Annotated in this window: 28 protein-coding genes; 6 read left to right on the plus strand and 22 right to left on the minus strand. The window is 71.4% G+C overall.

The features are described from left to right. Positions 1-170: 170 nt before the first annotated feature. The 10 genes from lgt to hisI form a co-directional block, all read right to left on the minus strand. Entirely contained in the window at positions 171-1,049 is an 879-nt protein-coding gene (gene lgt, locus AB0435_RS14645) for a prolipoprotein diacylglyceryl transferase (protein WP_366001981.1), read from the minus strand. 71 nt (positions 1,050-1,120) lie between these two features. Continuing rightward, positions 1,121-1,903: a thioredoxin domain-containing protein gene (locus tag AB0435_RS14650; RefSeq protein ID WP_366001980.1), complete on the minus strand. Its 783-nt coding sequence runs from the start codon at positions 1,901-1,903 to the stop codon at positions 1,121-1,123. A 64-nt stretch (positions 1,904-1,967) separates the two neighbouring features. Beyond that, positions 1,968-2,792: a tryptophan synthase subunit alpha gene (trpA, locus tag AB0435_RS14655; RefSeq protein WP_366001979.1), complete on the minus strand. Its 825-nt coding sequence runs from the start codon at positions 2,790-2,792 to the stop codon at positions 1,968-1,970. Beyond that, entirely contained in the window at positions 2,792-4,039 is a 1,248-nt protein-coding gene (gene trpB / locus AB0435_RS14660; protein ID WP_366002178.1) for a tryptophan synthase subunit beta, read from the minus strand. The genes trpA and trpB overlap by 1 nt, the downstream gene beginning before the upstream one ends. 211 nt (positions 4,040-4,250) lie before the next feature. Further along, the gene (trpC, locus tag AB0435_RS14665; protein WP_366001978.1) at positions 4,251-5,060 is read right to left on the minus strand and encodes an indole-3-glycerol phosphate synthase TrpC; all 810 of its coding nucleotides are present in this window, start codon (positions 5,058-5,060) and stop codon (positions 4,251-4,253) included. Between the two features lie 179 nt (positions 5,061-5,239). After that, on the minus strand, positions 5,240-5,674 hold the full coding sequence (locus tag AB0435_RS14670) for a DUF2752 domain-containing protein (protein ID WP_366427180.1): 435 nt from the start codon (positions 5,672-5,674) through the stop codon (positions 5,240-5,242). Positions 5,675-5,810: 136 nt separating this feature from the next. Beyond that, positions 5,811-6,041 carry an HGxxPAAW family protein gene (locus AB0435_RS14675; protein WP_361535860.1) on the minus strand — a complete coding sequence of 77 codons (231 nt, stop codon included), beginning with the start codon at positions 6,039-6,041 and terminating at the stop codon, positions 5,811-5,813. A 116-nt stretch (positions 6,042-6,157) separates the two neighbouring features. Then, complete coding sequence (locus AB0435_RS14680) at positions 6,158-6,859, minus strand: TIGR02234 family membrane protein (protein ID WP_366001977.1); 702 nt, start codon at positions 6,857-6,859, stop codon at positions 6,158-6,160. A 79-nt stretch (positions 6,860-6,938) separates the two neighbouring features. Then, positions 6,939-8,465 carry an anthranilate synthase component I gene (locus AB0435_RS14685; protein ID WP_366001976.1) on the minus strand — a complete coding sequence of 509 codons (1,527 nt, stop codon included), beginning with the start codon at positions 8,463-8,465 and terminating at the stop codon, positions 6,939-6,941. Positions 8,466-8,476: 11 nt separating this feature from the next. Then, entirely contained in the window at positions 8,477-8,848 is a 372-nt protein-coding gene (gene hisI, locus AB0435_RS14690) for a phosphoribosyl-AMP cyclohydrolase (protein WP_366001975.1), read from the minus strand. 128 nt (positions 8,849-8,976) lie between these two features. On the opposite strand from hisI, the gene AB0435_RS14695 reads away from it, so the two are divergent. Next, a complete protein-coding gene (locus tag AB0435_RS14695) occupies positions 8,977-9,816 on the plus strand; it encodes a hypothetical protein (protein WP_366001973.1) in 840 nt (279 codons plus the stop codon). Between the two features lie 55 nt (positions 9,817-9,871). After that, the gene (locus tag AB0435_RS14700) at positions 9,872-10,504 is read left to right on the plus strand and encodes a TIGR03085 family metal-binding protein (protein WP_366001972.1); all 633 of its coding nucleotides are present in this window, start codon (positions 9,872-9,874) and stop codon (positions 10,502-10,504) included. Positions 10,505-10,681: 177 nt separating this feature from the next. On the opposite strand, the gene hisF is transcribed toward AB0435_RS14700, so the two are convergent. The 8 genes from hisF to hisD form a co-directional block, all read right to left on the minus strand. Continuing rightward, complete coding sequence (gene hisF, locus AB0435_RS14705) at positions 10,682-11,437, minus strand: imidazole glycerol phosphate synthase subunit HisF (protein ID WP_366001971.1); 756 nt, start codon at positions 11,435-11,437, stop codon at positions 10,682-10,684. After that, positions 11,434-11,835 (minus strand): Rid family hydrolase, encoded by a 402-nt coding sequence (locus AB0435_RS14710; RefSeq protein WP_361529593.1) that lies wholly within the window; start codon positions 11,833-11,835, stop codon positions 11,434-11,436. The genes hisF and AB0435_RS14710 overlap by 4 nt, the downstream gene beginning before the upstream one ends. Further along, positions 11,832-12,557, minus strand: a complete 726-nt coding sequence (gene priA, locus AB0435_RS14715; protein WP_366002176.1) for a bifunctional 1-(5-phosphoribosyl)-5-((5-phosphoribosylamino)methylideneamino)imidazole-4-carboxamide isomerase/phosphoribosylanthranilate isomerase PriA — start codon at positions 12,555-12,557, stop codon at positions 11,832-11,834. Before priA ends, AB0435_RS14710 begins: the two co-directional genes overlap by 4 nt. Positions 12,558-12,565: 8 nt before the next feature. Next, positions 12,566-13,207, minus strand: coding sequence for an imidazole glycerol phosphate synthase subunit HisH (gene hisH / locus AB0435_RS14720; RefSeq protein WP_366001970.1), 642 nt, complete (start codon positions 13,205-13,207; stop codon positions 12,566-12,568). Continuing rightward, positions 13,204-13,368, minus strand: a complete 165-nt coding sequence (locus AB0435_RS14725) for a hypothetical protein (RefSeq protein WP_361529599.1) — start codon at positions 13,366-13,368, stop codon at positions 13,204-13,206. The genes hisH and AB0435_RS14725 overlap by 4 nt, the downstream gene beginning before the upstream one ends. Further along, entirely contained in the window at positions 13,365-13,958 is a 594-nt protein-coding gene (hisB, locus tag AB0435_RS14730; protein WP_361529602.1) for an imidazoleglycerol-phosphate dehydratase HisB, read from the minus strand. Before hisB ends, AB0435_RS14725 begins: the two co-directional genes overlap by 4 nt. Positions 13,959-14,070: 112 nt before the next feature. Beyond that, positions 14,071-15,174 carry a histidinol-phosphate transaminase gene (locus AB0435_RS14735; RefSeq protein WP_366001969.1) on the minus strand — a complete coding sequence of 368 codons (1,104 nt, stop codon included), beginning with the start codon at positions 15,172-15,174 and terminating at the stop codon, positions 14,071-14,073. Beyond that, a complete protein-coding gene (hisD, locus tag AB0435_RS14740) occupies positions 15,171-16,484 on the minus strand; it encodes a histidinol dehydrogenase (RefSeq protein ID WP_366427161.1) in 1,314 nt (437 codons plus the stop codon). The genes AB0435_RS14735 and hisD overlap by 4 nt, the downstream gene beginning before the upstream one ends. A gap of 163 nt (positions 16,485-16,647) precedes the next feature. Here hisD and AB0435_RS14745 point away from each other — a divergent pair, with 163 nt between their 5' ends. The 3 genes from AB0435_RS14745 to ybaK all read left to right on the plus strand — a co-directional run bounded on the left by AB0435_RS14745 (position 16,648) and on the right by ybaK (position 19,656). Beyond that, a complete protein-coding gene (locus AB0435_RS14745) occupies positions 16,648-18,249 on the plus strand; it encodes an oxidoreductase (RefSeq protein ID WP_366001967.1) in 1,602 nt (533 codons plus the stop codon). 147 nt (positions 18,250-18,396) lie between these two features. Next, positions 18,397-19,134 carry an LON peptidase substrate-binding domain-containing protein gene (locus AB0435_RS14750; protein ID WP_366001966.1) on the plus strand — a complete coding sequence of 246 codons (738 nt, stop codon included), beginning with the start codon at positions 18,397-18,399 and terminating at the stop codon, positions 19,132-19,134. Between the two features lie 18 nt (positions 19,135-19,152). Beyond that, positions 19,153-19,656, plus strand: coding sequence for a Cys-tRNA(Pro) deacylase (ybaK, locus tag AB0435_RS14755; RefSeq protein WP_366001964.1), 504 nt, complete (start codon positions 19,153-19,155; stop codon positions 19,654-19,656). Between the two features lie 43 nt (positions 19,657-19,699). On the opposite strand, the gene AB0435_RS14760 is transcribed toward ybaK, so the two are convergent. The 4 genes from AB0435_RS14760 to AB0435_RS14775 form a co-directional block, all read right to left on the minus strand. Then, a complete protein-coding gene (locus AB0435_RS14760) occupies positions 19,700-20,536 on the minus strand; it encodes a thioredoxin domain-containing protein (RefSeq protein ID WP_366427162.1) in 837 nt (278 codons plus the stop codon). A gap of 38 nt (positions 20,537-20,574) precedes the next feature. Further along, positions 20,575-21,255, minus strand: a complete 681-nt coding sequence (locus tag AB0435_RS14765) for a hypothetical protein (RefSeq protein WP_366427181.1) — start codon at positions 21,253-21,255, stop codon at positions 20,575-20,577. Between the two features lie 99 nt (positions 21,256-21,354). Continuing rightward, a complete protein-coding gene (locus tag AB0435_RS14770) occupies positions 21,355-22,179 on the minus strand; it encodes a thioredoxin domain-containing protein (protein ID WP_366001962.1) in 825 nt (274 codons plus the stop codon). 39 nt (positions 22,180-22,218) lie between these two features. Continuing rightward, on the minus strand, positions 22,219-22,866 hold the full coding sequence (locus AB0435_RS14775; protein ID WP_366427163.1) for a hypothetical protein: 648 nt from the start codon (positions 22,864-22,866) through the stop codon (positions 22,219-22,221). A 125-nt stretch (positions 22,867-22,991) separates the two neighbouring features. Here AB0435_RS14775 and dnaE point away from each other — a divergent pair, with 125 nt between their 5' ends. Beyond that, positions 22,992-26,534, plus strand: coding sequence for a DNA polymerase III subunit alpha (dnaE, locus tag AB0435_RS14780; RefSeq protein ID WP_366001960.1), 3,543 nt, complete (start codon positions 22,992-22,994; stop codon positions 26,532-26,534). Positions 26,535-26,560: the final 26 nt, after the last annotated feature.

Below are 26,560 nucleotides of genomic sequence, written 5' to 3' on the forward strand. Positions count from 1 at the left end.
GGCCGATCACCAGGAAGGTGTGGGGGCACCTCCCAGCGGTAGCTGGGGGAGTTTGAGGACAACGCGCGAAGCGTGTTGCGGGGGTCTGGGGCGCAGCCCCCCACGCGGCGGAGCCGCGCATCAGACGCAGCCGGGAAGGGGCGGGGCTGGGGAAAAGAAAGCGCCGTCGGTCAGACCTTCTTCGGGCTCTCCGAGCCATCAGGTTCCGCTGCCGTGCCCGCCTCCACGGCAGCGGCCGGTTCCACGACCTGCTCCCGGCCAGGGCACCGCTTCGCGGAGACGACCATGTAGGCCACCGCGGCGATGAAGACGACCATCGAGGTCCAGTCGTTGAGCCGCAGCCCCCACAGGTGGTGGGCGTCGTCGACGCGGAGGTATTCGAACCAGAAGCGCCCCACCGTGTACGCCGCGACGTAGAGCGCGAAGGCCCGGCCGTGTCCCAGCGTGAAGCGCCGGTCGGCCCAGATCACCAGGCCCGCGATGAGCAGGCACCACAGGGACTCGTAGAGGAACGTCGGGTGGTACGTCCCCGCGAGCCGCCCGATCGCCGGGTCCGCGTCGATCTTGAGGGCCCAGGGGAGGTCGGTCGGCTTGCCGTAGAGCTCCTGGTTGAACCAGTTGCCCCAGCGGCCGATGGCCTGGGCCACGGCGAGGCCGGGCGCGAGGGCGTCCGCCCAGGCGGGGAGGGGGATGCCACGGCGCCGGCAGCCGATCCACGCGCCGACCGCGCCGAGCGCGACCGCGCCCCAGATGCCGAGCCCGCCCTCCCAGATCTTGAAGGCGTTGACCCAGTCGCGCCCCGCACCGAAATACAGCTCGTAGTCGGTGATCACGTGATAGAGCCGGCCGCCGACGAGCCCGAACGGCACCGCCCACACGGCGATGTCGGCGACCGTCCCGGCCCGTCCGCCCCGTGCGATCCAGCGCCGGTTGCCGAGCCAGACGGCGACGAAGACGCCGATGATGATGCAGAAGGCATAGCCGCGCAACGGGATTGGTCCGAGATGGATCACTCCGGTGGACGGGCTGGGAATGTAAGCGATGTCCATGGCAGCACTGACGCTACCCTGCCGGGCCGCACGGACGGCAACCCACCCGGCACAACGGCTGCGTAACGCCCCTAGCCCTGGGCCGCCGCGACCATCTGCCGCAGCTTGTCCGGGGTCAGCGGATTGGCCTGGTCGCCGTAGACGCTCTTGCCGTCGAGGAGGATCGTCGGCGTCGCGTGGTAGGAGGACTTGCTGAAGGTCTCGTGGGACTTCTTGACCCAGCTGTCGTGGGTGCCGTCGTCGACGCACTTCTCGAAGGCGGGGCTCTTCAGCCCCTCGACCTGCCCGGCCAGCTCGATCAGGCGGGCCTTCTTGCCGTAGGCGTCGTCGGTCTCCTCCGGCTGGTTCTTGTAGAGCACGTCGTGGTACGCGGCGAACTTCCCGGCGTCCTGCGCGCACGCGGCCGCGTTGGCGGCGTTGAGGGAGCCCTTGCCGCCGAGGTTGTTGTCGATCAGGGTGACGAGGTGGTACTCGGCCTTCAGCTGGCCCTTGCCCTCCAGGTCGTGGACGGTGTCGCGGAAGGCGTTCTCGAACTGGCCGCAGCCTGGGCAGCGGAAGTCCTCGTAGACGGTCAGGGTGGCCTTCGCCGTGGACCTGCCGACCGGGATCATCACGTTGTCCTTGCCCATGGCGCCCTGGGGGGCGACCAGGGGACCCGCGGTCTCCTGCTTCTTGCCGCCCTTGCCGGAATGGGCCACCAGGGCGCCGATCCCGGCGCCCGCGCCGAGGACGGCGACCACGATCACGCCCGCGACGATGCCCCGCTTCCGTTTGGCGCGGGACTCCTCCCGCTGGCGCTGTTCCTGCAGCCGCTCACGGGCGCTGCGCTTCCCATCAGAGTTCTTCTGGCTCACGTCCCCGTAAACGAACCGGGGGCACGGCCTGCGCGCCCCCGGTCGTCCGGTTCCACCAAAAGTGTTAGCCGCGCTTGCGTACGCCCGCGGCCAGTTCACCCGCCAGGGTGCGCACGGCGGCGAGGCCCGCTTCGAGGTCGGGTGCCTCCAGCAGCCGCTTGACGAAGGCGGAGCCGACGATGACGCCGTCGGCGAACTGCGCGACCTCCTCCGCCTGCCGGGCGTCGGAGACGCCGAGCCCGACGCAGACGGGCAGTTCGGTGACCGCCCGGGTGCGCCGCACCAGCTCCTGCGCCTCCTGTCCGACGGACTCGCGGGTGCCGGTGACGCCCATCAGGGACGCCGCGTAGACGAAGCCGCTGCCCGCCGCCGTGATCTTGGCGAGCCGCTCGTCGCGGCTGCTCGGCGCGACCACGAAGACCGTGGCCAGGCCGTGCTGGTCGGCGGCCTTCCGCCAGACCTCGGACTCCTCGACCGGGAGGTCGGGCAGGATGCAGCCCGCTCCCCCGGCGGCGGCGAGATCGGCGGCGAAGCGCTCGACGCCGTAGGCGTCCACCGGGTTCCAGTAGGTCATGCACAGCACCGGGGCGCCTGTCGCGGCGTGCGCCTCGCGGACCGTGCGGATCACGTCGACGATCTTGACGCCGCCGCGCAGGGCGATGTCGTCTGCGGTCTGGATGACCGGGCCGTCCAGGACCGGGTCGCTGTGCGGCAGCCCGACCTCGACGATGTCGCAGCCGCCCTCGAGCATCGCGGTCACGGCCCGCACGCCGTCGTCGACGGTCGGGAAGCCGGCCGGGAGATAGCCGACGAGCGCGGCGCGGTTCTCCGCCCTGGCCGCCGTCAGCACCAAGCTCAGCAATTCGATGTTGCCCGCGTTGCCCGCCATCAGTTGGCCCCCTCGCCCGTCGCACCGTCGTACAGCCCGAAGTAGCGGGCCGCCGTGTCCATGTCCTTGTCGCCCCGCCCGGAGAGGTTGACCAGGAGCAGGCCGTCGGGGCCCAGCTCCTTGCCGATCTCCAGCGCGCCCGCGAGCGCGTGCGCGCTCTCGATCGCCGGGATGATGCCCTCGGTGCGCGAGAGCAGCCGCAGGGCCTGCATGGCCTGGTCGTCGGTGACGGCGCGGTACTCGGCGCGGCCGACGTCCTTCAGATAGGAGTGCTCCGGGCCGATGCCGGGGTAGTCGAGCCCGGCGGAGATGGAGTACGGCTCGGTGATCTGGCCGTCCTCGTCCTGGAGGACGTAGCTGCGCGAGCCGTGCAGGATGCCGGGGGTGCCCGCGGTGAGGGTGGCCGCGTGCTCGCCGCTGGCGACGCCGTGGCCGCCGGGCTCGCAGCCGATCAGGCGGACGCCGGTGTCGGGCAGGAAGGCGTGGAAGAGGCCGATGGCGTTGGAGCCGCCGCCGACACAGGCCACGGCGGCGTCGGGCAGCCGCCCGGCCCGCTCCAGGATCTGCCGCCGGGCCTCGACGCCGATCACCCGGTGGAAGTCGCGGACCAGCGCGGGGAAGGGGTGGGGGCCGGCGACCGTACCGAAGAGGTAGTGCGTGCGGTCGACGTTGGCGACCCAGTCGCGGAACGCCTCGTTGATGGCGTCCTTCAGGGTGCGGCTGCCGGACTTCACGGCGATGACCTCGGCGCCGAGCATCCGCATGCGGGCGACGTTCAGCGCCTGGCGCTGGGTGTCGACCTCGCCCATGTAGATGGTGCATTCGAGGCCGAAGAGCGCGCAGGCGGTGGCCGTGGCGACGCCGTGCTGGCCGGCGCCGGTCTCGGCGATGACGCGGGTCTTGCCCATGCGCTTGGTGAGCAGCGCCTGGCCCAGCACGTTGTTGATCTTGTGCGAGCCGGTGTGGTTGAGGTCCTCGCGCTTGAGGAACACGCGGGCGCCACCGGCGTGTTCGGCGAAGCGCGACACCTCGGTGAGGGCGCTGGGCCGGCCGGTGTAGTTGACCATCAGGTCGTTGAGCTCGGCCGCGAAGGCGGGGTCCGCCTTGGCCTTCTCGTATTCGACGGCGACCTCGTCCACCGCGGCGACGAGGGCCTCGGGGATGAACTTGCCGCCGAAGGCGCCGAAGTAGCCTTCGGCGTTCGGAACGTGACCCTCCGGGTCGGGGATGAAGAATCCGGAGGACAGATCGGAGGACATAGGGGTACTCCTCAGGCAGATGTGTGACGGTGCGAACGGTCAGGGCGCGCTCGCGCCGCACCATCGCATCCCGTTGATCTGCCCCGGCTCACAGCCGATGTGGTACCGCACGCGCCGGCCGAGGACGCGGCGCGCGGGCGCGCGGCAGCCCCGGGGACGGCATCCCCGGGCCAGGCGCGCGTACGTCCCCACGGTGCGGTCAGCTCCGCCCGTGCCGCAGGGCCGGGTGGGCGCCGGCGGCGACCAGGTCGGCCACCGCGCCCTTGGGGTCGCGCCCCGTCACCAGGGACTCCCCCACGAGCACCGCGTCGGCGCCGTCGTTGGCGTACGCGATGAGGTCGTGCGGGCCGCGGACACCGGACTCGGCGATCTTGATGATGTGGTCCGGGATCTCGGGCGCGACGCGGGCGAAGTTGCCGCGGTCGACCTCGAGGGTCTTGAGGTTGCGGGCGTTGACGCCGATGATCCGGGCGCCGGCGTCGACCGCGCGCTGGACCTCCTCCTCGTCGTGGACCTCCACGAGAGGGGTGAGGCCGATGGACTCGGCGCGCTCGATGAGGGAGACCAGGGCCTCCTGCTCCAGGGCCGCCACGATCAGCAGGACCAAGTCGGCGCCGTAGGCACGGGCCTCCCACAGCTGGTAGGCGGTGACGATGAAGTCCTTGCGCAGCACCGGGATGTCGACCTTGGCCCGGACGGCCTCCAGGTCGGCGAGCGAACCGCCGAAGCGGCGCTGCTCGGTGAGCACGCTGATGACGGCCGCGCCGCCCGCCTCGTAGTCCGCGGCGAGCCCCGCGGGGTCGGCGATCGCGGCGAGGGCGCCCTTGGAGGGGCTGGAGCGCTTGACCTCGCAGATCACGTTGACGTTCTCGCCGCTGAGGGCGGCCACCCCGTCCTTGGCCTGCGGAGCCTTGGCAGCCCGCTCCTTGAGCTCGTCGAGGGTGACGCGCGCCTGCCGCTCCGCGAGGTCGGCACGGACTCCGTCGATGATCTCGTCGAGCACACTCACGCGAGCGGCCCCCTTCCGGACTCGGATGGTCTGGGCTGGTGGGGCGGAATCTCCTCACCAGGCATTGTGATGGTACTTGCCACGGACCGAAGGATTCGCATCCGGTTGACGCCGGTGATGTCACATGGCGCGTTTCCCGCGTTTCCCTCGTTTCCCTTGTCTTCCCCCGGGCCCCTGCGCTAAGGCGCCAGCCAGGACCCGCAGGGCAGGTTCCGTACGGCAGTGAACGCCAGCAGGAGCGCGCCGACCGCCCACCAGTGGGGCGCGCGCAACGGCAGCCGTACGCCGTCCTGGCCCCGCAGGGCGGCGCGTACCCAGGCCAGCCACAGCAGGAGGAAGGCGGCGTACGCGGCCACGGCCGCCGCGTTCGCGCCCAGTGCCGCCGGGAGGTCGCCGTGGGCGAGCGCGTGGACGCCGCGCAGCCCGCCGCAGCCGGGGCAGTACAGACCGGTCCTGCGCAGCAGCGGGCAGGCGGGGTAGTGGCCGGGCTCGTTCGGGTCGACGGTGCCGATCCAGGCGAAGGCCGCGGCGATCCCGGCGGCGACACCGGCCGGGGCGGCGAGGCGGCGCACCGGGCCCGGGGGGCGCGGGGGCGCGGCCGCGTGGCCGTCCACGCGGCCGTCCGGCGGGCTGTCTGCGCGGGCGGTCACAGTCGCAGTCTGCGCCGGACAGCACGAAGGCGCAGCACGGGGCCGACGTCCTTGCGTCCGTACGGGCCCGGGCCGCGCCTCGGTGAGCGGGCGGGGTGGATCAGCCCTGGGTCTGGGGCTGTCCCTTCGCGCGGCCCTTGGGCTCCATGCCGTAGCCCATCAGGCGCATGATGCCGCCGACGACGCCGCCGAGCAGGACGATGCCGATGCCGGCCCAGAACCCGACCGGGTTGGCGATCACCATGAACGCACCGCCGACGCAGAAGCCGATGAACGAAATGATGACACCGGTCCAGGCGGCCGGGGTGTGTCCGTGGCTGCTACCCGCCATGACTATGACTCCTCGTTGCTGTGGCGCGCCCGCGGGCGCGGAGAACGCTCATGGTCATTGTCCCCGACGCCCGGGGGTGCCTTGAGTTGGGGGTGGGGCGTGTTCCCGGCCGTCTTTCACGGCCGCTTCCCCGGGCCGTCGCCGGGGGGAGTCGCGTGCTGTCCGCCGGGCTCGCCGGTGGGGTCCTCGCCGCGGTCGAGTGCCTTCCAGAGCTCCTCGGGGCGCTCGGGGTCGGGCGCGGTGCGGGGGCGGCGCGGGCGGGGGGTGCCGTCGCGCTCGTAGCGGCCGGACATCGCCGGCCAGTGCTGTCCGTAGCGCAGGGCGAGCAGCCCGGCGAGGAAGAGCAGGATCCCGCCCACGAGGGCGACCCACGGCCAGGGGGTGCGGCTGATGTGGTCGACGGCGGTGCTGGTCAGGCCCTGGGCCTTGGCGGCCTTCTCCTCCAGGGCGCTGGTGTCGCGGGCGCCGGTGGCGGCACCGGCGACGATCCCGGCGCCGCAGAGGGCGAGGACCGCGGCGACGACGGTGCGCCAGACGCCGCGGACGGCGAAGACGGCGACGAGCGTGGCGAGGCCGACGACGGCCAGCGCGCCGGGCAGGCCGTTGACGTCCTGGCCGCTGACCTGCTTGGAGACGGCGCTCTGGGCGATGTCGGCGGCCGCCGTGCCCTCGGCCCAGGTGCGGCCTCCGGCGAGGAGGACGAGCGTGGCTCCGGCCGCGCCCAGCAGCAGGGCGACGGCGACGCTGCGCCGCCGGGCGCCACCGGCGCGGGAGGCGGGCTCGGCATGGGGACGGGGGTGCGGTACGGCTGCGCTCACGGTTACCACTATCTCTTGTGTCGCCGGTCCGGGCGCCCGGGGGTCCCCCGAGGGGTTCCCCGGGCGGCAGGACCGCAGGTCAGGCGCGGGGGGCGAGCCGGTTGGCGGAGTGCACCGCGCGCAGGACGGCGGCGGCCTTGTTGCGGCACTCGGCGTCCTCGGCGGCGGGGTCGGAGTCGGCGACGACGCCGGCGCCCGCCTGGACGTAGGCGGTGCCGTCGCGGAGCACGGCGGTGCGGATCGCGATGGCGGTGTCGGAGTCCCCGGCGAAGTCGAGGTAGCCGACGCAGCCGCCGTACAGGCCGCGGCGCGTGGGCTCCAGCTCCTCGATGATCTGCATGGCGCGGGGCTTGGGCGCGCCGGAGAGGGTGCCGGCGGGGAAGCAGGCGGTGAGCACGTCGAAGGCGGTGCGGCCTTCGGCGAGGCGGCCGGTGACGGTGGAGACGATGTGCATGACGTGGCTGTAGCGCTCGACCGACATGAAGTCGACGACCTCGACGCTGCCGGGTTCGCAGACCCGGCCGAGGTCGTTGCGGCCGAGGTCGACGAGCATGAGGTGCTCGGCGCGCTCCTTGGGGTCGGCCATCAGCTCCTCGGCGAGGGCCGCGTCGGTCTGCGGGGTGGCGCCGCGCGGGCGGGTGCCGGCGATCGGGTGCACCATCGCGTGCCCGTCCTCGACCTTGACCAGCGCCTCGGGGCTGGAGCCGACGACGTCGAATCCGTCGAAGCGCAGCAGGTACATGTACGGGCTGGGGTTGGTCGCCCGCAGGACGCGGTAGACGTCGAGCGCGGAGGCGGCGCAGGGGGTCTCGAAGCGCTGGGAGGGCACGACCTGGAACGCCTCGCCCGCGCGGATGCGCTCCTTGATGTCGTCGACGGCCGCCATGTAGTCCGGGCCGCCCCAGCGCGCGGTGTACTCGGGGAGTTCGGAGGGCGGCAGGGCGGTGGGGTCGGTGGGGACCGGGCGGCACAGGTCGGCGGCCATGGCGTCGAGGCGGGCGACGGCGTCCGCGTAGGCCTCGTCGATGCCGGTGTCGAGGTCGTTGTGGTTGATCGCGTTGGCGATCAGCAGGACCGTGCCGTTCCAGTGGTCGAGCACGGCGAGGTCCGACGTGAGCAGCATGGTCAGTTCGGGCAGGCCGAGGGTGTCCTCGCCGTGCTCGCCGATCTTCTCCAGGCGGCGGACGATGTCGTAGCCGAGATAGCCCACCATGCCGCCGGTGAAGGGCGGCAGTCCGGTGCCCTCGATGAGGTCGCGGGGGGTGTGGAGGGCGTCGACGGTGGCGCGCAGGGCCTCCAGCGGGTCGCCGTCGGTGGGGACGCCCACGGGCGGGGTGCCGAGCCAGTGGGTCCGTCCGTCGCGCACGGTGAGGGTGGCGGCGCTGCGGACGCCGACGAAGGAGTAGCGGGACCAGGTGCGGCCGTTCTCGGCGGACTCCAGCAGGAAGGTGCCGGGGCGCTCCGCGGCGAGTTTGCGGTACAGGCCGACGGGGGTGTCCCCGTCGGCGAGGAAGCGCCTGGTCACCGGGATGACCCGGCGGTCCTTCGCGAGCGTACGGAAGGTGTCGGCGTCGGGCGTGATGTCACCCGTGGTCATGGCAGCCATGGCAGCGGAGCCTACTGGCCCAGCGGCAGGACATCGGCATCGAAGCAGGTGCGGTCGCCGGTGTGGCAGGCCGCGCCGACCTGGTCGACCTTCACGAGCAGGGTGTCGCCGTCGCAGTCGAGGGCCACGGACTTCACGTGCTGGACGTGGCCGGAAGTGTCGCCCTTGACCCAGTACTCCTGGCGGCTGCGGCTCCAGTAGGTGCAGCGGCCGGTGGTGAGGGTGCGGTGGAGGGCCTCGTCGTCCATCCAGCCGAGCATGAGCACCTCGCCGGTGTCGTACTGCTGGGCGATGGCGGGAACCAGTCCGTCGGCGCTGCGCTTGAGGCGCGCGGCGAGGGCGGGGTCGAGGTCGGTGGTGCGGGGGCGAGCGGTGCCGGTCATGGTGTCCATTCTCCTTCAGGTCCGCTTCCAGGTCGTGACCGTCCCGAAGAGCGGACGGGCCCGCCCGCCGCGGTCTTGATCCGGAGCCCGGCGGCGGGGGTGTCAGTGGCGTACGGCATGCTTCGACCATGACGTCTCCGCCGCCGCCCCATCCTCAGGAACCGCCCCGCGACGGCGGTGGGTTCGGCCCGCCCCAGGGCTTCGGGCCGCCCCAGGACCAGCCGCCCGTCCAGCCGCCCGCGCAGCCCCCCGCGCAGCCGTACGGGCCGCCGCAGGGTGGGCCGGGCTACGGCCCGCAGCAGGGTTTCGGCCAGTACGGGCAGCAATACGGACAGCAGTTCGCGCCGCCGCCCCCGCCGCCGTCGGGTGGCAACGGCGCGAAGGTGGCGGCGATCGTGGTCGCCGTCGTGCTGGTGGCGGGCCTGGTCGTCGGCGGGATCATCCTGACCGCCAAGGGCGACGGCGGTGACTCGAAGGCCAAGGGGAAGGGCTCGCCGAGCCCGTCGGTGACGTCGTCCGCGCCGTCGACGGCCGCGAGCGAGCCCGGTTCCGGCCTGTCGGACTCCACGCCCTCGGCGTCCTCGGCCCCGTCGCTGCCCTCGGATCAGCGGGTGCCGTACGTGGTGCTCAAGCCCGGCCAGTGCTTCGACCACCCGAGCCTGACCACCGGCATCTCCACGGTCGTCACGCGGCAGTGCGACGGCACGCACGACGGCGAGGTGATATCCAACGCGACGCTGTCGGGGTCGTTCGACACCGAGCAGGCGATCCAGGACAAGGCGAAGGACCTGTGCGAGTCCACCGCGCAGAAGCGGGTGGGTTCCATATCCGACGGCCGTACGTACTACTCGTACGTGCTGTATCCGGCGAAGCTCACCTACGACCGTGGCCAGAACCAGATCACGTGCGCGATCACGCGCAGCATCACGCCGGGCGGCGCGAAGCTGACGGCGCCGCTGCCGGACTGACGCGGCCCGTCGCGGCGCCGTGGCACGGGCGGGGTGACGGCCGTAGGGTGGCCGCATGTCGACCCACGCACAGCGCGAACGTCTGCTCCTGGCCGATCTGTTGGAGACCGTGGGCCCCGGCGCCCCGACGCTCTGCACCGGCTGGCAGGCCCGTGACCTCGCCGCCCATGTCGTCGTGCGGGAGCGCCGCTCCGACGCGGCGGCCGGTCTGGTGATCAAGGCGCTGGCCCCGCGCCTCGAGCGGGTGCAGGCCGAGTTCGCCGCCAAGCCGTACGAGGAGCTGCTCCAGCTCATCCGCACCGGGCCGCCGCGCATGTCGCCGTACGCCCTCAAACAGGTCGACGAGGCGGCCAACACGGTCGAATTCTTCGTGCACACGGAGGACGTCAGGCGCGCTCAGCCGGACTGGACGCCGCGCGAGCCGGACCCGGTGTTCTCGGACGCCCTGTGGGCCCGGCTGGAGCGGGTGGCCCGGATGCTCGGCCGGAAGTCGCCGGTGGGCCTGGTGCTGCGCCGCCCCGACGGCCGCACGGCGGTGGCCCACCGGGGCACGCCGGTGGTGACGGTGACGGGCGAGCCGGGAGAGCTGACCCTGTTCGCGTTCGGCCGCCAGGCGGCGGCCCGGGTCGAGCTGGACGGCGACGAGAACGTGGTGGCCAAACTTCAGCAGGCGGCGCTGGGGCTGTAGGTCTGCGGGTCCGTTGCCGCCTGCGGCGGGAGCGCCCTTCGGGCGCGTCCTCAAACGCCGGACAGGCTGGATTTGGCTGATGTGAGTGCGCAATTCAGCCCGTTGGGGGCACCTCCCAGCGGTAGCTGGGGGAGTTTGAGGACACCGCCGCGCAGCGGTGGTGCGCGCAGACGACACTCAGCGGACCTCGTGGCCCGCCTGCCGCAGGGAGTCCTTGACTTCGGCGATCTTCAGATCGCCGAAGTGGAAGACGGATGCCGCCAACACCGCGTCCGCCCCGGCCTCCACGGCCGGAGCGAAATGCTCCAGCCGTCCCGCGCCGCCGCTCGCGATCACCGGCACGGACACGTGCTTGCGCACGGCCGCGATCATCTCGGTGTCGTAGCCGTCCTTCGTGCCGTCGGCGTCCATGGAGTTCAGCAGGATCTCGCCCGCGCCCAGCTCCGCCGCGCGGTGGGCCCACTCGACGGCGTCGATGCCGGTGCCGCGGCGGCCGCCGTGGGTGGTGACCTCGAAGGAGCCCGAGGCGGTGCGCCGGGCGTCCACGGAGAGCACCAGCACCTGGCGGCCGAAGCGCTCGGCGATCTCCTGGATCAGCTCGGGCCGGGCGATGGCCGCGGTGTTGACGCCGACCTTGTCGGCACCGGCGCGCAGCAGCTTGTCGACGTCGCCCGCGGTGCGGACGCCACCGCCCACGGTCAGCGGGATGAAGACCTGCTCGGCGGTGCGGCGCACCACGTCGTAGGTCGTCTCACGGTCGCCGGAGGAGGCGGTGATGTCGAGGAAGGTGAGTTCGTCGGCGCCTTCCTGACCGTAGATCTTGGCCATTTCGACGGGGTCGCCGGCGTCGCGCAGGTTCTGGAAGTTGACGCCCTTGACCACCCGGCCGTTGTCCACGTCCAGGCAGGGGATGACTCGGACCGCGAGGGTCATGTGCTCGTTGCTCCTCGATACGCTTCCAGTTCCACTTCGACCAGCACGCGCGAGTCGACGAAGCCGGAGACGACCACGAGGGTCGCCACGGGCCGCACCGCGTCGAAGAACTCCTTGTGGGCGCGGCCGACCGCGTCCACGTCCCGCGCGTGGGTCAGATACATCCGGGTGCGGAGCACGGACCCGGGGCCGAGTCCGAACTGCTCCAGGGCGGCGAGGGCGTTGGCGAAGGCCGCCTTGGCCTGCTCGTAGGGATCGCCCTCGCCGTGCAGCACGGAGCCGTTGAACGGCAGGGTTCCGGCCACCAGGACCCGGTCGCCCGCCGCGACAGCGCGCGCACCGCCGAAGGTCTCTTCCCAGGGACTGTCGCTTCGCACGCGCTGCACGGCTTCGCTCATACGGACACTGCCTCCAGGGCCTCTTCCAAGGTGAACGCCTTGGCGTAGAGGGCCTTCCCCACGATGGCGCCTTCGACGCCCTCCGGTACCAGGTTGGCGATCGCGCGCAGATCGTCAAGGGAGGAGACACCGCCGGAGGCGACTACCGGCCGGTCTGTCGCGGCGCAGACGTTCCTCAGGAGCTCCAGGTTGGGGCCCTGGAGCGTGCCGTCCTTGGCGATGTCGGTGACGACGTAGCGGGCGCAGCCCTCGGCGTCGAGGCGGGCGAGGGTCTCGTAGAGGTCGCCGCCGTCGCGGGTCCAGCCGCGGCCGCGCAGGGTGGTGCCCTGGACGTCGAGGCCGACGGCGATCCGGTCGCCGTGCTCGGCGATGACATCGGCGACCCACTCGGGGGTCTCCAGGGCCGCGGTGCCGAGGTTGACGCGGGTGCAGCCGGTGGCGAGGGCCGCGGCGAGCGAGGCGTCGTCGCGGATGCCGCCGGACAGCTCGACCTTGATGTCCATGGAGCGGACGACCTCGGCGATCTGGGAGCGGTTGTCGCCGGTGCCGAAGGCGGCGTCGAGGTCGACGAGGTGCAGCCACTCGGCGCCGGCGCGCTGCCAGGCGAGGGCGGCGGAGAGCGGGTCGCCGTAGGAGGTCTCGGAGCCGGAGGCGCCGTGGACGAGGCGGACGGCCTGGCCGTAGCGGACGTCGACGGCGGGGAGGAGTTCGAGCTTCGGCATCACGGGGCTCACAGGGTCTCGATCCAGTTGGTCAGCAGCTGGGCGCCGGCGTCGCCGGACTTCTCGGGATGGAACTGCGTGGCGCACAGCGGCCCGTTCTCCACGGCGGCGACGAAGGGTTCGCCGTGGGTGGCCCAGGTGACCTGGGGCGGCCGGATGTGGTCCGCGGTGATCTCGAAGCCCCACTCGCGCACGGCGTAGGAGTGCACGAAGTAGTAGCGGGTCTCCGCGTCGAGGCCCGCGAAGAGCCGGGAGCCCTCGGCGGGGGTGACGGTGTTCCAGCCCATGTGCGGGACGACGGGCGCCTTGAGCGGCTCGACCGTGCCGGGCCACTCTTCGAGGCCCTCGGTCTCGACGCCGTGCTCGATGCCGCGCTCGAAGAGGATCTGCATGCCGACGCAGATGCCCATCACGGGGCGGCCGCCGGCGAGCCTGCGGCCGACGACCCAGTCGCCGCGGGCGGCGCGCAGGCCCTTCATGCAGGCTTCGAAGGCGCCGACGCCGGGGACGAGCAGCCCGTCGGCGTTCATGGCCGCGTCGTAGTCGCCGGTGATCTCGACGTCCGCGCCGACGTGGGCGAGGGCGCGCTCGGCGGAGCGGACGTTGCCGAAGCCGTAGTCGAAGACGACGACCTTCTTGCGGTCGCTCATGCCCAGACCTCCAGGCGCATCACTCCGGCCACCAGGCACATCGCGCAGCCGATGCCGAGCAGCACGATCACGCCCTTGGGCAGACCCTGCTTGTAGAAGGAGATCATGCCGCCGAGGAGGAAGAGCCCGACGACGATCAGGATGGTGGACAGGCCGGTCACAGGGCGCCCTTCGTGGAGGGAAGGATTCCGGCGGCGCGCGGGTCGCGCTCGCTGGCGTAGCGCAGCGCGCGGGCGAGGGCCTTGAACTGGCACTCGACGATGTGGTGGGCGTTGCGTCCGTACGGGACGTGCACGTGCAGGGCGATCTGGGCCTGCGCGACGAAGGACTCCAGGATGTGCCGGGTCATCGTCGTGTCGTAGGAGCCGATCATGGGCGCCATGTTCTCGGGCTCGGTGTGCACGAGGTAGGGGCGGCCGGAGAGGTCCACGGTGACCTGGGCGAGGGACTCGTCCAGGGGGACCGTGCAGTTGCCGAAGCGGTAGATGCCGACCTTGTCACCGAGGGCCTGCTTGAAGGCGGCACCGAGCGCGAGGGCGGTGTCCTCGATGGTGTGGTGGCTGTCGATGTGCAGGTCGCCGTCGGTCTTGACCGTGAGGTCGAAGAGCCCGTGCCGGCCGAGCTGGTCGAGCATGTGGTCGTAGAAGCCGACCCCGGTCGAGACGTCGACCTGTCCGCTGCCGTCGAGGTCTATCTCGACGAGGACGGAGGTCTCCTTGGTGGTGCGCTCTACGCGGCCCACGCGGTTCATCGGTTGGTCTCCTTGCAGATGTGCCGTTCGCGACGCGCGGCCCCCACGGCGTGGGTCCGGCCGGGGGTCCGGGGGTCGCCCCCCGGGAGATGCGGCACGCGGCCCACGCGGTTCATTGGTTCTCCTTGCGAATGGTGCGCACCGCGTCGAGGAAGGCGTCGTTCTCGGCGGGGGTGCCCGCGGTGACCCGCAGCCATCCCGGTACGCCGTTGTCCCGGACCAGGACGCCGTGGTCGAGGATCGCCTGCCACGCCTCGTGGCTGTCCGGGAAGCGGCCGAACTGGACGAAGTTCGCGTCGGACTCCGTCACCTCGAAGTCCATGGCCCGCAGCTCGGCGACGATGCGGTCGCGTTCCGCCTTGAGCTGTTCGACATAGGTGAGGAGCGTGTCCGTGTGCTCCAGCGCCGCGAGGGCGGTGGCCTGGGTGACGGAGGACAGGTGGTACGGCAGCCGTACGAGCTGCACGGCGTCGACCACCGCGGAGTGCGCGGCCAGATAGCCCAGCCGCAGCCCGGCGGCCCCGAAGGCCTTGGACATCGTGCGGGAGACGACGAGGTTCGGCCGGCCCTCGATGAGCGGCAGCAGCGAGGGGCGGTGGCTGAACTCGCCGTACGCCTCGTCGACCACGACCAGGGACGGCCTGGCCGCCTGTGCCGCCTCGTACAGCCGCAGGACGGTGTCCGCCTCGACGGCCGTGCCCGTGGGGTTGTTGGGCGAGCAGACGAAGACCACGTCGGGCCGCTGCTCGGCGATGGCGGTGACGGCCGCGTCGACGTCGATGGTGAAGTCGTCGCGGCGGGGTCCGGGGATCCAGCCGGTGCCGGTGCCGCGCGAGATCAGGGCGTGCATCGAATACGACGGCTCGAAGCCGATCGCGGTGCGGCCGGGCCCGCCGAAGGTCTGGAGCAGCTGCTGGATGATCTCGTTGGAGCCGTTGGCCGCCCAGACCTGGCCCATGGTGACCTCGTGGCCCGCGGTGCGGGTGAGGTACTTCGCGAGCTCGGTGCGCAGCTCGACCGCGTCCCGGTCGGGGTAGCGGTTGAGGTGCCGGGCGGCCTCCGCGACGCGCTCGGCGATGCGGGCGACGAGGGGCTCGGGCAGCGGGTAGGGGTTCTCGTTGGTGTTCAGGCGTACGGGCACGTCGAGCTGGGGCGCTCCGTACGGGGACTTGCCGCGCAGCTCGTCCCTGATGGGGAGATCGTCGATGCCTGTCACTTGACCGGCACCTTCCAGTCGAACCTCGCCTTGAGCGCGGCTCCGTGTGCGGGCAGGTCCTCGGCCTCGGCGAGCGTCACCACGTGGTGGGTGACCTCGGCGAGGGCGTCGCGGGTGTAGTCCACGACGTGGATGCCGCGCAGGAAGGACTGGACCGACAGGCCGGAGGAGTGGCAGGCGCAGCCGCCGGTGGGCAGCACGTGGTTGGACCCGGCGCAGTAGTCGCCGAGGGAGACCGGGGCGTACGGCCCGACGAAGATCGCTCCGGCGTTGCGGACGCGCGCGGCGACCTCGGCGGCGTTGGCAGTCTGGATCTCCAGGTGCTCGGCGCCGTAGGCGTTCACGACGGCGAGGCCGTGGTCGATGTCGTCGACCAGCACGATGCCGGACTGGCGGCCCGCGAGGGCGGGGACGATCCGGTCCTCGATGTGCTTGGTGGCGGCGACCTGGGTCTCCAGCTCCTTCTCGACGTCCTTCGCCAGCTCCTCGGAGTCGGTGACGAGCACGGCGGCGGCCAGCGGGTCGTGCTCGGCCTGGCTGATGAGGTCGGCGGCGACGTGCACGGGGTCGGCGGTCGCGTCCGCGAGGACGGCGATCTCGGTGGGGCCGGCCTCGGCGTCGATGCCGATACGGCCCTTGAGCAGCCGCTTGGCCGCGGCGACCCAGATGTTGCCGGGGCCGGTGACCATGTTGACCGGGCGGCAGTCCTCGGTGCCGTAGGCGAACATGGCAATGGCCTGGGCGCCGCCCGCGGCGTAGACCTCGTCGATGCCGAGCAGCGCGCAGGCCGCCAGGATCGTGGGGTGCGGCAGGCCGCCGAAGTCGGCCTGGGGCGGGGAGGCGACGGCCATCGAGCCGACACCCGCCTCCTGGGCGGGCACCACGTTCATGATCACGGACGAGGGGTAGACCGAGCGGCCGCCCGGGACGTAGAGCCCGACGCGGTCGACGGGGACCCAGCGCTCGGTGACGGTGCCGCCGGGCACCACGGTGACGGTCTTCTCGGTGCGCCGCTGCTCGCGGTGCACGATGCGGGCGCGGCGGATGGACTCCTCCAGCGCGGCCCGCACCTCGGGGTCGAGCTCCTGGAGCGCGGCGGTGATCTCCTCGGGCGCGACCCGCACCCGGTCGATGGTGACGCCGTCGAACCGCTCCGCGTAATCGATCAAGGCCGCGGTGCCGCGATGATGCACGTCCTCGCAGATGGGCCGCACCTTCTCCAGGGCGGCCTCGACGTCGAGTTCGGCTCGGGGCAGCAGGTCGCGGTCGACGCCGGAGGCGGTGCCGCGCAGATCGATTCGGGAGATCACAGGGTCAATTGTCTCAGACCCGTCCCGGCACACGGCTCCCTGTACCAATCAGTGATACGCGCCGCCGGCCGACGCGAACCTCTCACCACGGGTGTTCAATCGGTCACGCGACGGGAATGGGGACGGTACCGAGTGGTATGCGTGGCGGAAGGGGGCACGCTCCGTGACCGAACCGCACGACGGCGAACCACCCACCGGGCTGGATCTCTCGACCGCCGAATGGGGGATGTGGCAGGCCTTCCGGATGGGCAGCACCCACGACCTGCGCGCCCCGGAGCCCGAGCGCAACGACCCCGGCGGCCCGCACCCCTGGGGCCCGGAGCGCAGCGTGCGCGCCCGGATCGTCGCCCTGCTCCTCCTCGACGGGCCGCCCGCCCAGCCGGGCCGGGTGTCGGCCCTCAAGCTCAACGGCGTACGGATCACGGGCACGCTCGACCTCTCGGGCGGCACCGTCGTCCCGTACGTCGAGATGCTCAACTGCCGCTTCGACCGGCAGCTGCTGCTGCCGGAGTCGCACTTCACCACGCTGCGGCTGGTCGGCTGCACCATGCCCCGGCTGGAGGCCGCCAGGCTGCGGACGGAGGGCGATCTGCACCTGCCGCGCTGTGTCGTGCAGAACGGCATCCGCCTGACCGACGCCCGCATAGGGACGGACCTGCTGCTCAATCAGCTGGTGGTGCGCCGGGACCGGCGGGGGATGTCGATCGCCGCCGACGGCATGTCCGTCGGGCAGGACTTACAGGCGGAGCTGATGCGGTCGTACGGCGAGCTGAGCATGCGGGGCGCGACCATAGGGGTCTCGCTCAGCCTGCGCGGCAGCACCCTCAGCAATCCGTACGGGCGGCGGGCGCTGAACGCCCCGCAGATGACCGTCGAGCGCACGCTCTACCTGACGACGGCCGGGTACAGCAGCGCCGCCTTCGCGAGCGGTTTCACTCCTCCGTACGGCATCGTCACCACACCCGAGCGGGGCACCAGGACACAGCGCTTCGAGTGCCAGGGCGGGGTGCGGCTGGACGACGGGCGGTTCGGCGACGCGGTGGACTTCAGCCAGGCGCGCTTCGTGCTGGAGGCGGACCAGGAGCTGTCGCTGCGCCGGATCCAGACGCCCGAGCTGCGCTTCCTCGGCGAGTGGGCGCAGCGCGGCCGGGTCGTCCTGTCGGGCGCCCGGGTCGTCAATCTCGTCGACCGGGTGGAGAGCTGGCCGGGGCCCGGCGGGCTGGTGATGGCCGGTTTCTTCTACGAGAACCTGATACCGCTGGGCCACTTCCCCTTGAGCAGACGGCTGGAGTGGGTGGCCGCCGCGACCCCGGAGTACGCGCCGGAGCCGTACGAACGGCTGGCCGGCGCCCTGCGGGACAGCGGTGAGGACGCCGAGGCGCGGGAGGTGCTGCTGGCCAAGCAGCGCAGACGGCGGGAGACGCTGCCGCCGGCGGGCAAGGCGTGGGGGTACCTCCAGGACTGGACGGTGGCGTACGGCTACCGCCCGGGGCGGGCCGCGGTGTGGATGGTGGTGCTGTGGGCGGCGGCCACGGTCTATTTCACCTGCCACCCGCTGGAGCCGGTCAAGGAGCACGAGGGGCCCGCGTGGAATCCCGCGCTCTACGCCCTGGATCTCCTGCTGCCGGTCATCGACTTGGGCCAGGGGCAGTCCTGGCGGCCGACGGGGACGGCGCAGTGGGTGGTGGCGGCCCTGATCCTGCTGGGCTGGATCCTGGCGACGACGGTGGCGGCCGGGGCGTCCCGCCTGCTGCGCCGCCAGTGAGCGCGCGGGCCGGGAGGGCCGGGAGGGCCGGGAGGGCCGGAAAGGACGGGAGGGCCGGGAGGGCCGGAAAGGACGGGAGGGCCGGAAAGGACGGCAGCGGGGAAAACCCCCGACCGGCCGACCGCCCAGGCCATTAGGCTACGGGCTGTGACCACCGCTCGCCTCCCCCTGTTTCCCCTCAACACCGTGCTGTTCCCCGGCCTCGTCCTGCCGCTGAACGTCTTCGAGCAGCGCTACCGCGCTCTGATGCGCGATCTGTCGGAGCTGCCGGAGGACGAGCCGCGCCGCTTCGGGGTCGTCGCCATCCGCGACGGCCACGAGGTCGCGCCCACCGCGCCGGGCCTGCCGGAGGGGGCCAGGCCGGAGCCCGGGGCGGCGTCCGGTTTCGGCGCCGATCCGCTGAAGTCGTTCTACTCGGTCGGCTGTGCGGCGGAGGCGGCCACGATCCGCGAGCGCGCGGACGGCACCTTCGAGGTGCTCTCCTCCGGGACGAGCCGCTTCCGGCTGCTGTCCGTCGACGCCTCGGGCCCGTATCTGACGGGCGAGGTGGAGTATCTGGAGGAGGAGCAGGGCGACGAGGCGGGCGCGCTGGCCACCGGGGTCGTGCGGGCGTTCCGCGCGTACCAGAAGCGGCTGGCGGGCGCGGCGGAGAGTTCGCTCGCGGGGCAGGCGGATCTGCCCGGGGAGCCGTCCGTGCTGTCGTATCTGGTCGCGGCCGCGGCGATGCTCGACATCCCGGCGAAGCAGCGGCTGCTCCAGGCGCCCGACACCGCGAGCAGGCTCGCGGAGGAGCTGAAGGTGCTGCGGGCCGAGACCGCGGTGATCGCCAAGCTGCCGTCGCTGCCCGCGGTGGACCTCACCCAGCAGCCGACCAGCCCCAACTGAGCGCGGCCGGGGGGCGCGGTGAAGAAGCAGAAGAAGCAGCAGCAGTCCGGCGGGACCCCGGCGATCGTCGCCCTGGAGCGGGCGGGCGTGCCGTTCACGGTGCACGCGTACGCGCACGATCCCGCCGTGGCCTCCTACGGCGAGGAGGCGGCGGAGGCGCTGGGCGTCGATCCCGGGCAGGTCTTCAAGACGCTGGTGGCGGAGGTGGACGGCGCGCTGACCGTGGCGGTGGTGCCGGTGTCCGGTTCCCTCGACCTCAAGGCGCTGGCGACGGCGGTGGGCGGCAAGCGCGCGGCGATGGCCGACCCGGCGGCCGCCGAGCGCGCGACGGGGTACGTACGGGGCGGCATCTCGCCGCTGGGGCAGCGCAGGAGGCTGCCGACGGTGCTGGACGCGTCCGCGGAGTCGTACGCCACCGTCTGCGTCTCCGCGGGCCGCCGCGGCCTTGAGGTCGAGCTCTCCCCGGCCGGCCTGGCGGCCCTCACGGACGCGGTCCTCGCACCGGTGGCCCGGGGCCGGTAGCGGGAGGACGGGGCCCGGGTCCCGCCCTCCCGCCGGTGGTCCGCTACTTCTTCTTCGGGCCGAACTCCTTGTCGATCACCGAGGCGAAGTCCTCCTTGGCGATCGGCGGGTTCTGCGTGCCGGGGCTGGTCAGCTTCTTGTCGCCGTGCAGCAGCGTCGGCGTGCCGTTGATGCCGTTCTTGCCGAAGAGCTTGCCCATCTCCAGACCCCACTTGGCGTAGGTGTGGTCGTCGACGTTCTTCTCGAAGTCCTTGTTGCCCTTGAGGGCCGGGACCTGCTGGGCGACCTCGAGGAGCTTCTTGTTGTCGGCGTAGGCGTCGTCGGTCTCCTCGGGGTGGTTCTGCTTGGAGTAGAGCGCTTCCTTGTACTCGACGAACGCCTCGGGGCTGACGTTCAGCGCGGCACCGAGGGCGCTGACGGCGTTCTTCGAGCCGGAGCCGCCGGACGGGCCGTCGTCGATGAAGTTGACCATGACGAAGCGGACCTTGTAGCGGCCGTCCTTGACGTCCTGGCGCAGCTGCTCACCGGAGTTCTGCTCGAACATGGCGCACACGGGGCAGCGCACGTCCTCGAAGAGGGTGAGGGTCTCCTTGGCCTTGGGGTCGCCGATGACGATCTCGTTGCCGTTCTCACCGGTGGTGTTGGCGGGCTTGACGAGGTCCTTCTTCGCCATGGCCGCCCACTCGCCCGTGCCCGAGCCCTTGTCCTTCATGTTGGACACGGCGTAGCCGATGCCGCCCGCTATCGCGAGGACGACGACGATCGACCCGGCGACGAAGAACTGGCGGCGGCTCTTGTCCTTCTTGGCCTGGCGCTCCCGCTCGGCGCGCAGCCGCTCGCGGGCGGCCTGCTTGTTCTGGGGGTTGTTGCGGTTGCTCATGATGTCTTCTCCAGTGAGGTACGGGGGTGTGGGGACCGCTAGACGGCTGCTGCTGTGCAGCGGGGCGGTCCGCGCCGTACGACGGAGTGGACGAGGAGCGGGAGGGCGCGCGGGGGCAGGACGCGGCGGGCGGGGCGGCCCGGGGCCCGGTGGGGCCGGGTGCCGGCGGTGAGCGCGGCGACGGCCAGCAGCAGCGGGCGGAAGGCGAACGCGGCCACCGCGCGCAGCAGCCGGGCGAGAGCCACCTCGCCGCGCCGCAGCCAGGCGGCGGCCAGCAGACCCACGGTGATGTGGCAGGCGAGCAGCAGCCAGGGCAGGGCGGCGGAGTCCGCGCCGGTGGCGGGGCCGCCCTGGCCCGCCATGTGGGCGATCGGGGTGCCGAAGTCGCCGCCGCGGCAGACCAGGTCCACGCCGATGGAGTGCAGCGGGCCCGCTATCGGGCCGCCCGCCCGCCCGTAGCACGCCTGCTGGCCGGTGGTGAAGACGGTGTCGGCCGTCAGCTCCAGCGGGATGAGCAGGGAGGCGATCCGGCCGTAGCTGCGCTCACGGCCGGCCAGTGCGTAGGCGATCGCGAAGAACGCGGCGTACAGCACGGCGACGGTGGTCAGCGGCAGCGGTGCCCGCGAGAGCAGGACGTGGGAGGCGGCGGAGAGCGTGACGCAGAGCGCTGTGAAGAGCGTCGCACGCAACACCCTCAGTCGAACTCCCGTCCCCTCCATCATGAAGCGGAAGTTTGCCACGCTCTCGGGTAAGTGTCGTGTCAAGATTCGGCATCGGTGGCGGGGACGGGACGCCTGGGGCGCAAGGGGCCGAAGGGGTCAGGACTTCAGCTTCCCGTCGACCGCCTTGGCGAACTGGTCCGGGGTGATCGGGACGTTCTTGCCGTCCGGCGCGGTCAGCTTGTCGCCGTCGAGCTTGACGGTCGGGGTGCCGGTGACGTCCTTGTGGGTGTCGAAGGCGTCGGACACCTCCAGGGCCCACTTGTCGAAGGTGCCGTCCTTGACGTTCTTCTCGAAGTCGGCGTTGTTCTTGAGCGCCGGGACCTCGTCCGCGATCTTCAGCAGGACGTCGTCCTTGGCGTAGTCGTCCTTCGTCTCCTGCGGGTGGTTGTCCTTGGAGTAGAGGGCCTTGTTGTACGCGCTGAACGCCTCGGGGCTGACGTTCAGGGCGGCGCCGAGCGCGCTGAGGGCGTTCTTGGAGCCGACGCCGCCGAAGTTGCGGTCGAGGAAGGTCGCGACGTGGTACGAGACCTTGTACTTGCCGTCCTTGACGTCCTTCTCGATCGTCCCGCCGACGTTCTGCTCGAAGACCGAGCAGATCGGGCAGCGCATGTCCTGGAAGACGTCCAGGGTGTGCTTGGCCTTCTTGTCGCCGACGACGATCTCGGTGCCCTTGTCACCGGCGGTGTTGGCGGGCTTGACGAGGTCCTTCTTGGCGGCGGCCGTCCAGGTGGAGTCCGAGCCGCTCTTGCCCGTCTGCGAGACGGCGACGCCGATGCCCACGGCGACGGCGAGGATCGCGACGACCGAGCCGCCGACGACGAACTGGCGGCGCACCTTGTCCTTCTTGGCCTGGCGTTCGCGCTCGACGCGCAGCCGCTCGCGGGCGGCCTGCTTGTTCTGCTGGCTGTTGCGCTTGCTCATGGGTGACTTCTCCGTGTGGGTGCTGTGGTCCGTTTCTGCTCAGGCGGGGGCGGCGCCGAGCGGTGGACCACGGCGGACGACGGAGTGCGTCAGCCGGGGCGGGGTGCCGGGCACGCGCGCGTGGCGCACGGGCCGTACGCGCGCGCCGCCCTGCCGTACGGCAGGCGGGGTGGCGGCCGGCGGGAGGGGCCGGAAGGCGGCCGCGCCGGCGGCGGCCAGCAGCCGGACGAAGGCGGCCTCGCCGCGGCGCAGCCAGGCGGCGGCCAGCAGGCCCACGGCGACGTGCCCGGCGAGGAGCAGCCAGGAGGCGGCGTCCGGGCCGGTGACCGGCGCGAAGGGGCCTTCGATCGATCCCCCGCCGCAGAGCGCGGTGAGCGCTCCGGGGACGGGGTGGCCGTCCATGCCGAAGCAGGTGCGCTGTCCCGTGGTGAAGACGGCGTCGGCGGCCAGTTCCAGGGGGACGAGCAGGGCGGCGATGTGGCCGAAGCGGCGCTCGCGGCCCGCGAGGGCGTAGGCGAGCGCGAAGACGGCGGCCGAGGTCGCGGCGACGGCCGGCAGGGGCAGGGCGACGCCGGACAGCAGCACATGGGAGGCAGCGGACAGCAGCACGCACAGCGCCGTGAAGACCGCCGCCCGCGCCGCCCTCGGGGCCGCCGCCGAAATGTCCATGACTGCCGAGTCTGTCATGGGCCCCGGTAAACGTCGACTAAAGCTCCGGGGCGTCCCGGCGGGCCCTCCTTTGTCAGTGGGGGCCGGTAACCTTCAATGCTGTCTCCCCGCTGTCGCCGACCGTTCGCCGGAGGTCTTCCACCGTGACCAAGCCGCCCTTCACGCACCTGCACGTCCACACGCAGTACTCCCTGCTGGACGGTGCCGCGCGGCTCAAGGACATGTTCAACGCGTGCAACGAGATGGGCATGACCCACATCGCGATGTCCGACCACGGCAACCTCCACGGGGCGTACGACTTCTTCCATCAGGCCAAGAAGGCGGGCGTCACCCCGATCATCGGCATCGAGGCGTACGTGGCGCCCGAGTCCCGGCGCAACAAGCGGCGCATCCAGTGGGGCCAGCCGCACCAGAAGCGCGACGATGTGTCCGGTTCGGGTGGTTATACACATAAGACGATCTGGGCGTCGAACAAGACGGGTCTGCACAACCTCTTCCGGCTGTCCTCGGACGCCTACGCCGAGGGCTGGCTGACCAAGTGGCCCCGCATGGACAAGGAGACGATCTCCCAGTGGTCGGAGGGCCTGATCGCCTCCACCGGCTGCCCGTCCGGCGAGGTGCAGACCCGGCTGCGGCTCGGCCAGTTCGACGAGGCCGTGCAGGCCGCGAGCGACTACAAGGACATCTTCGGCGAGGGGAAGTACTTCCTGGAGCTGATGGACCACGGCATCGAGATCGAACGCCGGGTCCGCGACGGCCTGCTGGAGATCGGCAAGAAGCTCGGCATCCCGCCGCTGGTCACCAATGACTCGCACTACACCTACGCGCACGAGGCGACCGCCCACGACGCCCTGCTGTGCATCCAGACCGGCAAGAACCTCTCCGACCCGGACCGCTTCCGCTTCGACGGCACCGGTTACTACCTGAAGTCGACGGAGGAGATGTACGCCATCGACTCCTCCGACGCCTGGCAGGAGGGCTGCGCCAACACCCTCCTGGTCGCCCAGCAGATCGACACCGAGGGCTGGTTCCAGGAGCGGAACCTGATGCCGAAGTTCGACGTACCGGAGGGCTTCACCGAGGTCACCTGGTTCCGCGAGGAGACCATGCGCGGCATGGCCCGCCGCTACCCCGACGGCATCCCGGACGACCGCCTCAAGCAGGTCGAGTACGAGATGGACATCATCATCAAGATGGGGTTCCCGGGCTACTTCCTCGTGGTCGCCGACTTCATCATGTGGGCGAAGAACAACGGCATCGCGGTCGGCCCCGGCCGAGGCTCCGCGGCCGGCTCGATCGTCGCCTACGCCATGGGCATCACCGACCTCGACCCCATCGAGCACGGCCTGATCTTCGAGCGCTTCCTCAACCCCGAGCGCATCTCCATGCCCGATGTCGACATCGACTTCGACGAGCGCAGGCGCGCCGAGGTGATCCGCTATGTGACCGAGAAGTACGGCGCCGACAAGGTCGCCATGATCGGCACCTACGGCACCATCAAGGCCAAGAACGCGATCAAGGACTCGGCCCGCGTGCTGGGTTACCCGTACGCGATGGGCGACCGCCTCACCAAGGCGATGCCCGCCGACGTCCTCGGCAAGGGCATCCCGCTCTCCGGCATCCTCGACCCCGCCCACCCGCGCTACGGCGAGGCCGGCGAGATCCGCGGGATGTACGAGAACGAGCCGGACGTCAAGAAGGTCATCGACACCGCCCGCGGCGTCGAGGGCCTCGTCCGGCAGATGGGTGTGCACGCGGCCGGCGTGATCATGTCCAGCGAGACGATCACCGACCACGTCCCGGTCTGGGTCCGGGCCTCCGACGGTGTGACCATCACGCAGTGGGACTACCCGAGCTGTGAGTCGCTCGGCCTGCTGAAGATGGACTTCCTGGGCCTGCGCAACCTCACGATCATGGACGACGCCGTCAAGATGGTGAAGGCCAACAAGGGCGTCGAGCTGGACCTGCTGAAGATCCCGCTGGACGACCCGACGACGTACGAACTGCTCTGCCGCGGTGACACGCTCGGTGTCTTCCAGTTCGACGGCGGGCCGATGCGCTCGCTGCTGCGCCTGATGAAGCCCGACAACTTCGAGGACATCTCCGCCGTCTCGGCCCTCTACCGGCCGGGCCCGATGGGCATGAACTCGCACACCAACTACGCGCTGCGCAAGAACGGCCAGCAGGAGATCACGCCGATCCACCCGGAGCTGGAGGAGCCCCTCAAGGAGGTCCTCGGCGTCACCCACGGCCTGATCGTCTATCAGGAGCAGGTGCAGAAGGCCGCCCAGATCATCGCCGGGTACTCCCTGGGCGAGGCCGACATCCTCCGCCGCGTCATGGGCAAGAAGAAGCCCGACGAGCTGGCGAAGAACTTCGTCTTCTTCAAGGAGGGCGCGCAGAAGAAGGGCTTCTCGGAGCAGGCGATCCAGGCCCTGTGGGACGTCCTGGTGCCCTTCGCCGGCTACGCCTTCAACAAGGCCCACTCCTCCGCGTACGGCCTGGTCACCTACTGGACGGCCTTTCTCAAGGCCAACTACCCCGCCGAGTACATGTCGGCGCTGCTCACCTCGGTGCGCGACGACAAGGACAAGTCGGCGATCTATCTCAACGAGTGCCGCCGCATGGGCATCAAGGTGCTCCCGCCGAACGTCAACGAGTCCGAGGCCAACTTCGCGGCCCAGGGCGATGACGTGATCCTCTTCGGCCTCACCGCCGTCCGCAACGTCGGGCAGAACGTGGTGGACTCGATCATCCGCTGCCGCAAGTCCAAGGGGAAGTACAGCTCCTTCCCCGACTTCCTCGACAAGGTCGAGGCCGTCGTCTGCAACAAGCGCACCGTCGAATCGCTGATCAAGGCCGGCGCCTTCGACGAGATGGGCCACACCCGCAAGGGCCTCACCGCGCACTACGAACCGATGATCGACAACGTGGTGCAGGTCAAGCGCAAGGAGGCCGAGGGCCAGTTCGACCTCTTCGGCGGCATGGGCGACGAGAGCGCCGACGACGGCCCCGGCTTCGGCCTGGACGTGGAGTTCTCCGACATCGAGTGGGAGAAGGCGTATCTGCTGGCGCAGGAGCGCGAGATGCTCGGTCTCTATGTCTCCGACCACCCGCTCTTCGGCATCGAGCACGTCCTCAACGACAAGGCCGACGCCGCCATCTCGCAGCTCACCGGCGGTGAGCACGCGGACGGCGCAATCGTCACCATCGGCGGCATCATCTCGGGCCTCCAGCGCAAGATGACCAAGCAGGGCAACGCCTGGGCCATCGCCACCGTCGAGGATCTGGCCGGTTCCATCGACTGCATGTTCTTCCCGGCCACCTATCAGCTGGTCTCCACCCAGCTCGTCGAGGACGCCGTCGTCTTCGTCAAGGGCCGCCTGGACAAGCGCGAGGACATCCCGCGCCTGGTCGCCATGGAGCTGATGGTCCCCGACCTCTCCAACGCGGGCACCAACGCCCCCGTGGTGATCACCATCCCGACGGTGAAGGTCACCCCGCCCATGGTGGAGAAGCTGGGCCAGGTGCTCACCCACCACCGCGGCTCCACCGAGGTGCGCATCAAGCTCCAGGGCCCGCGCAAGACGACCGTGCTGCGCCTGGACCGGCACCGGGTCAACCCCGACCCGGCGCTCTTCGGTGACCTCAAGGTGCTGCTCGGCCCGTCCTGCCTGGCCGGCTGAGCGCGGTACCGCCCACGAGGGGCGCG

The organism is Streptomyces sp. NPDC051173, from assembly GCF_040689515.1.
In the GTDB taxonomy this organism is placed as follows: domain Bacteria; phylum Actinomycetota; class Actinomycetes; order Streptomycetales; family Streptomycetaceae; genus Streptomyces.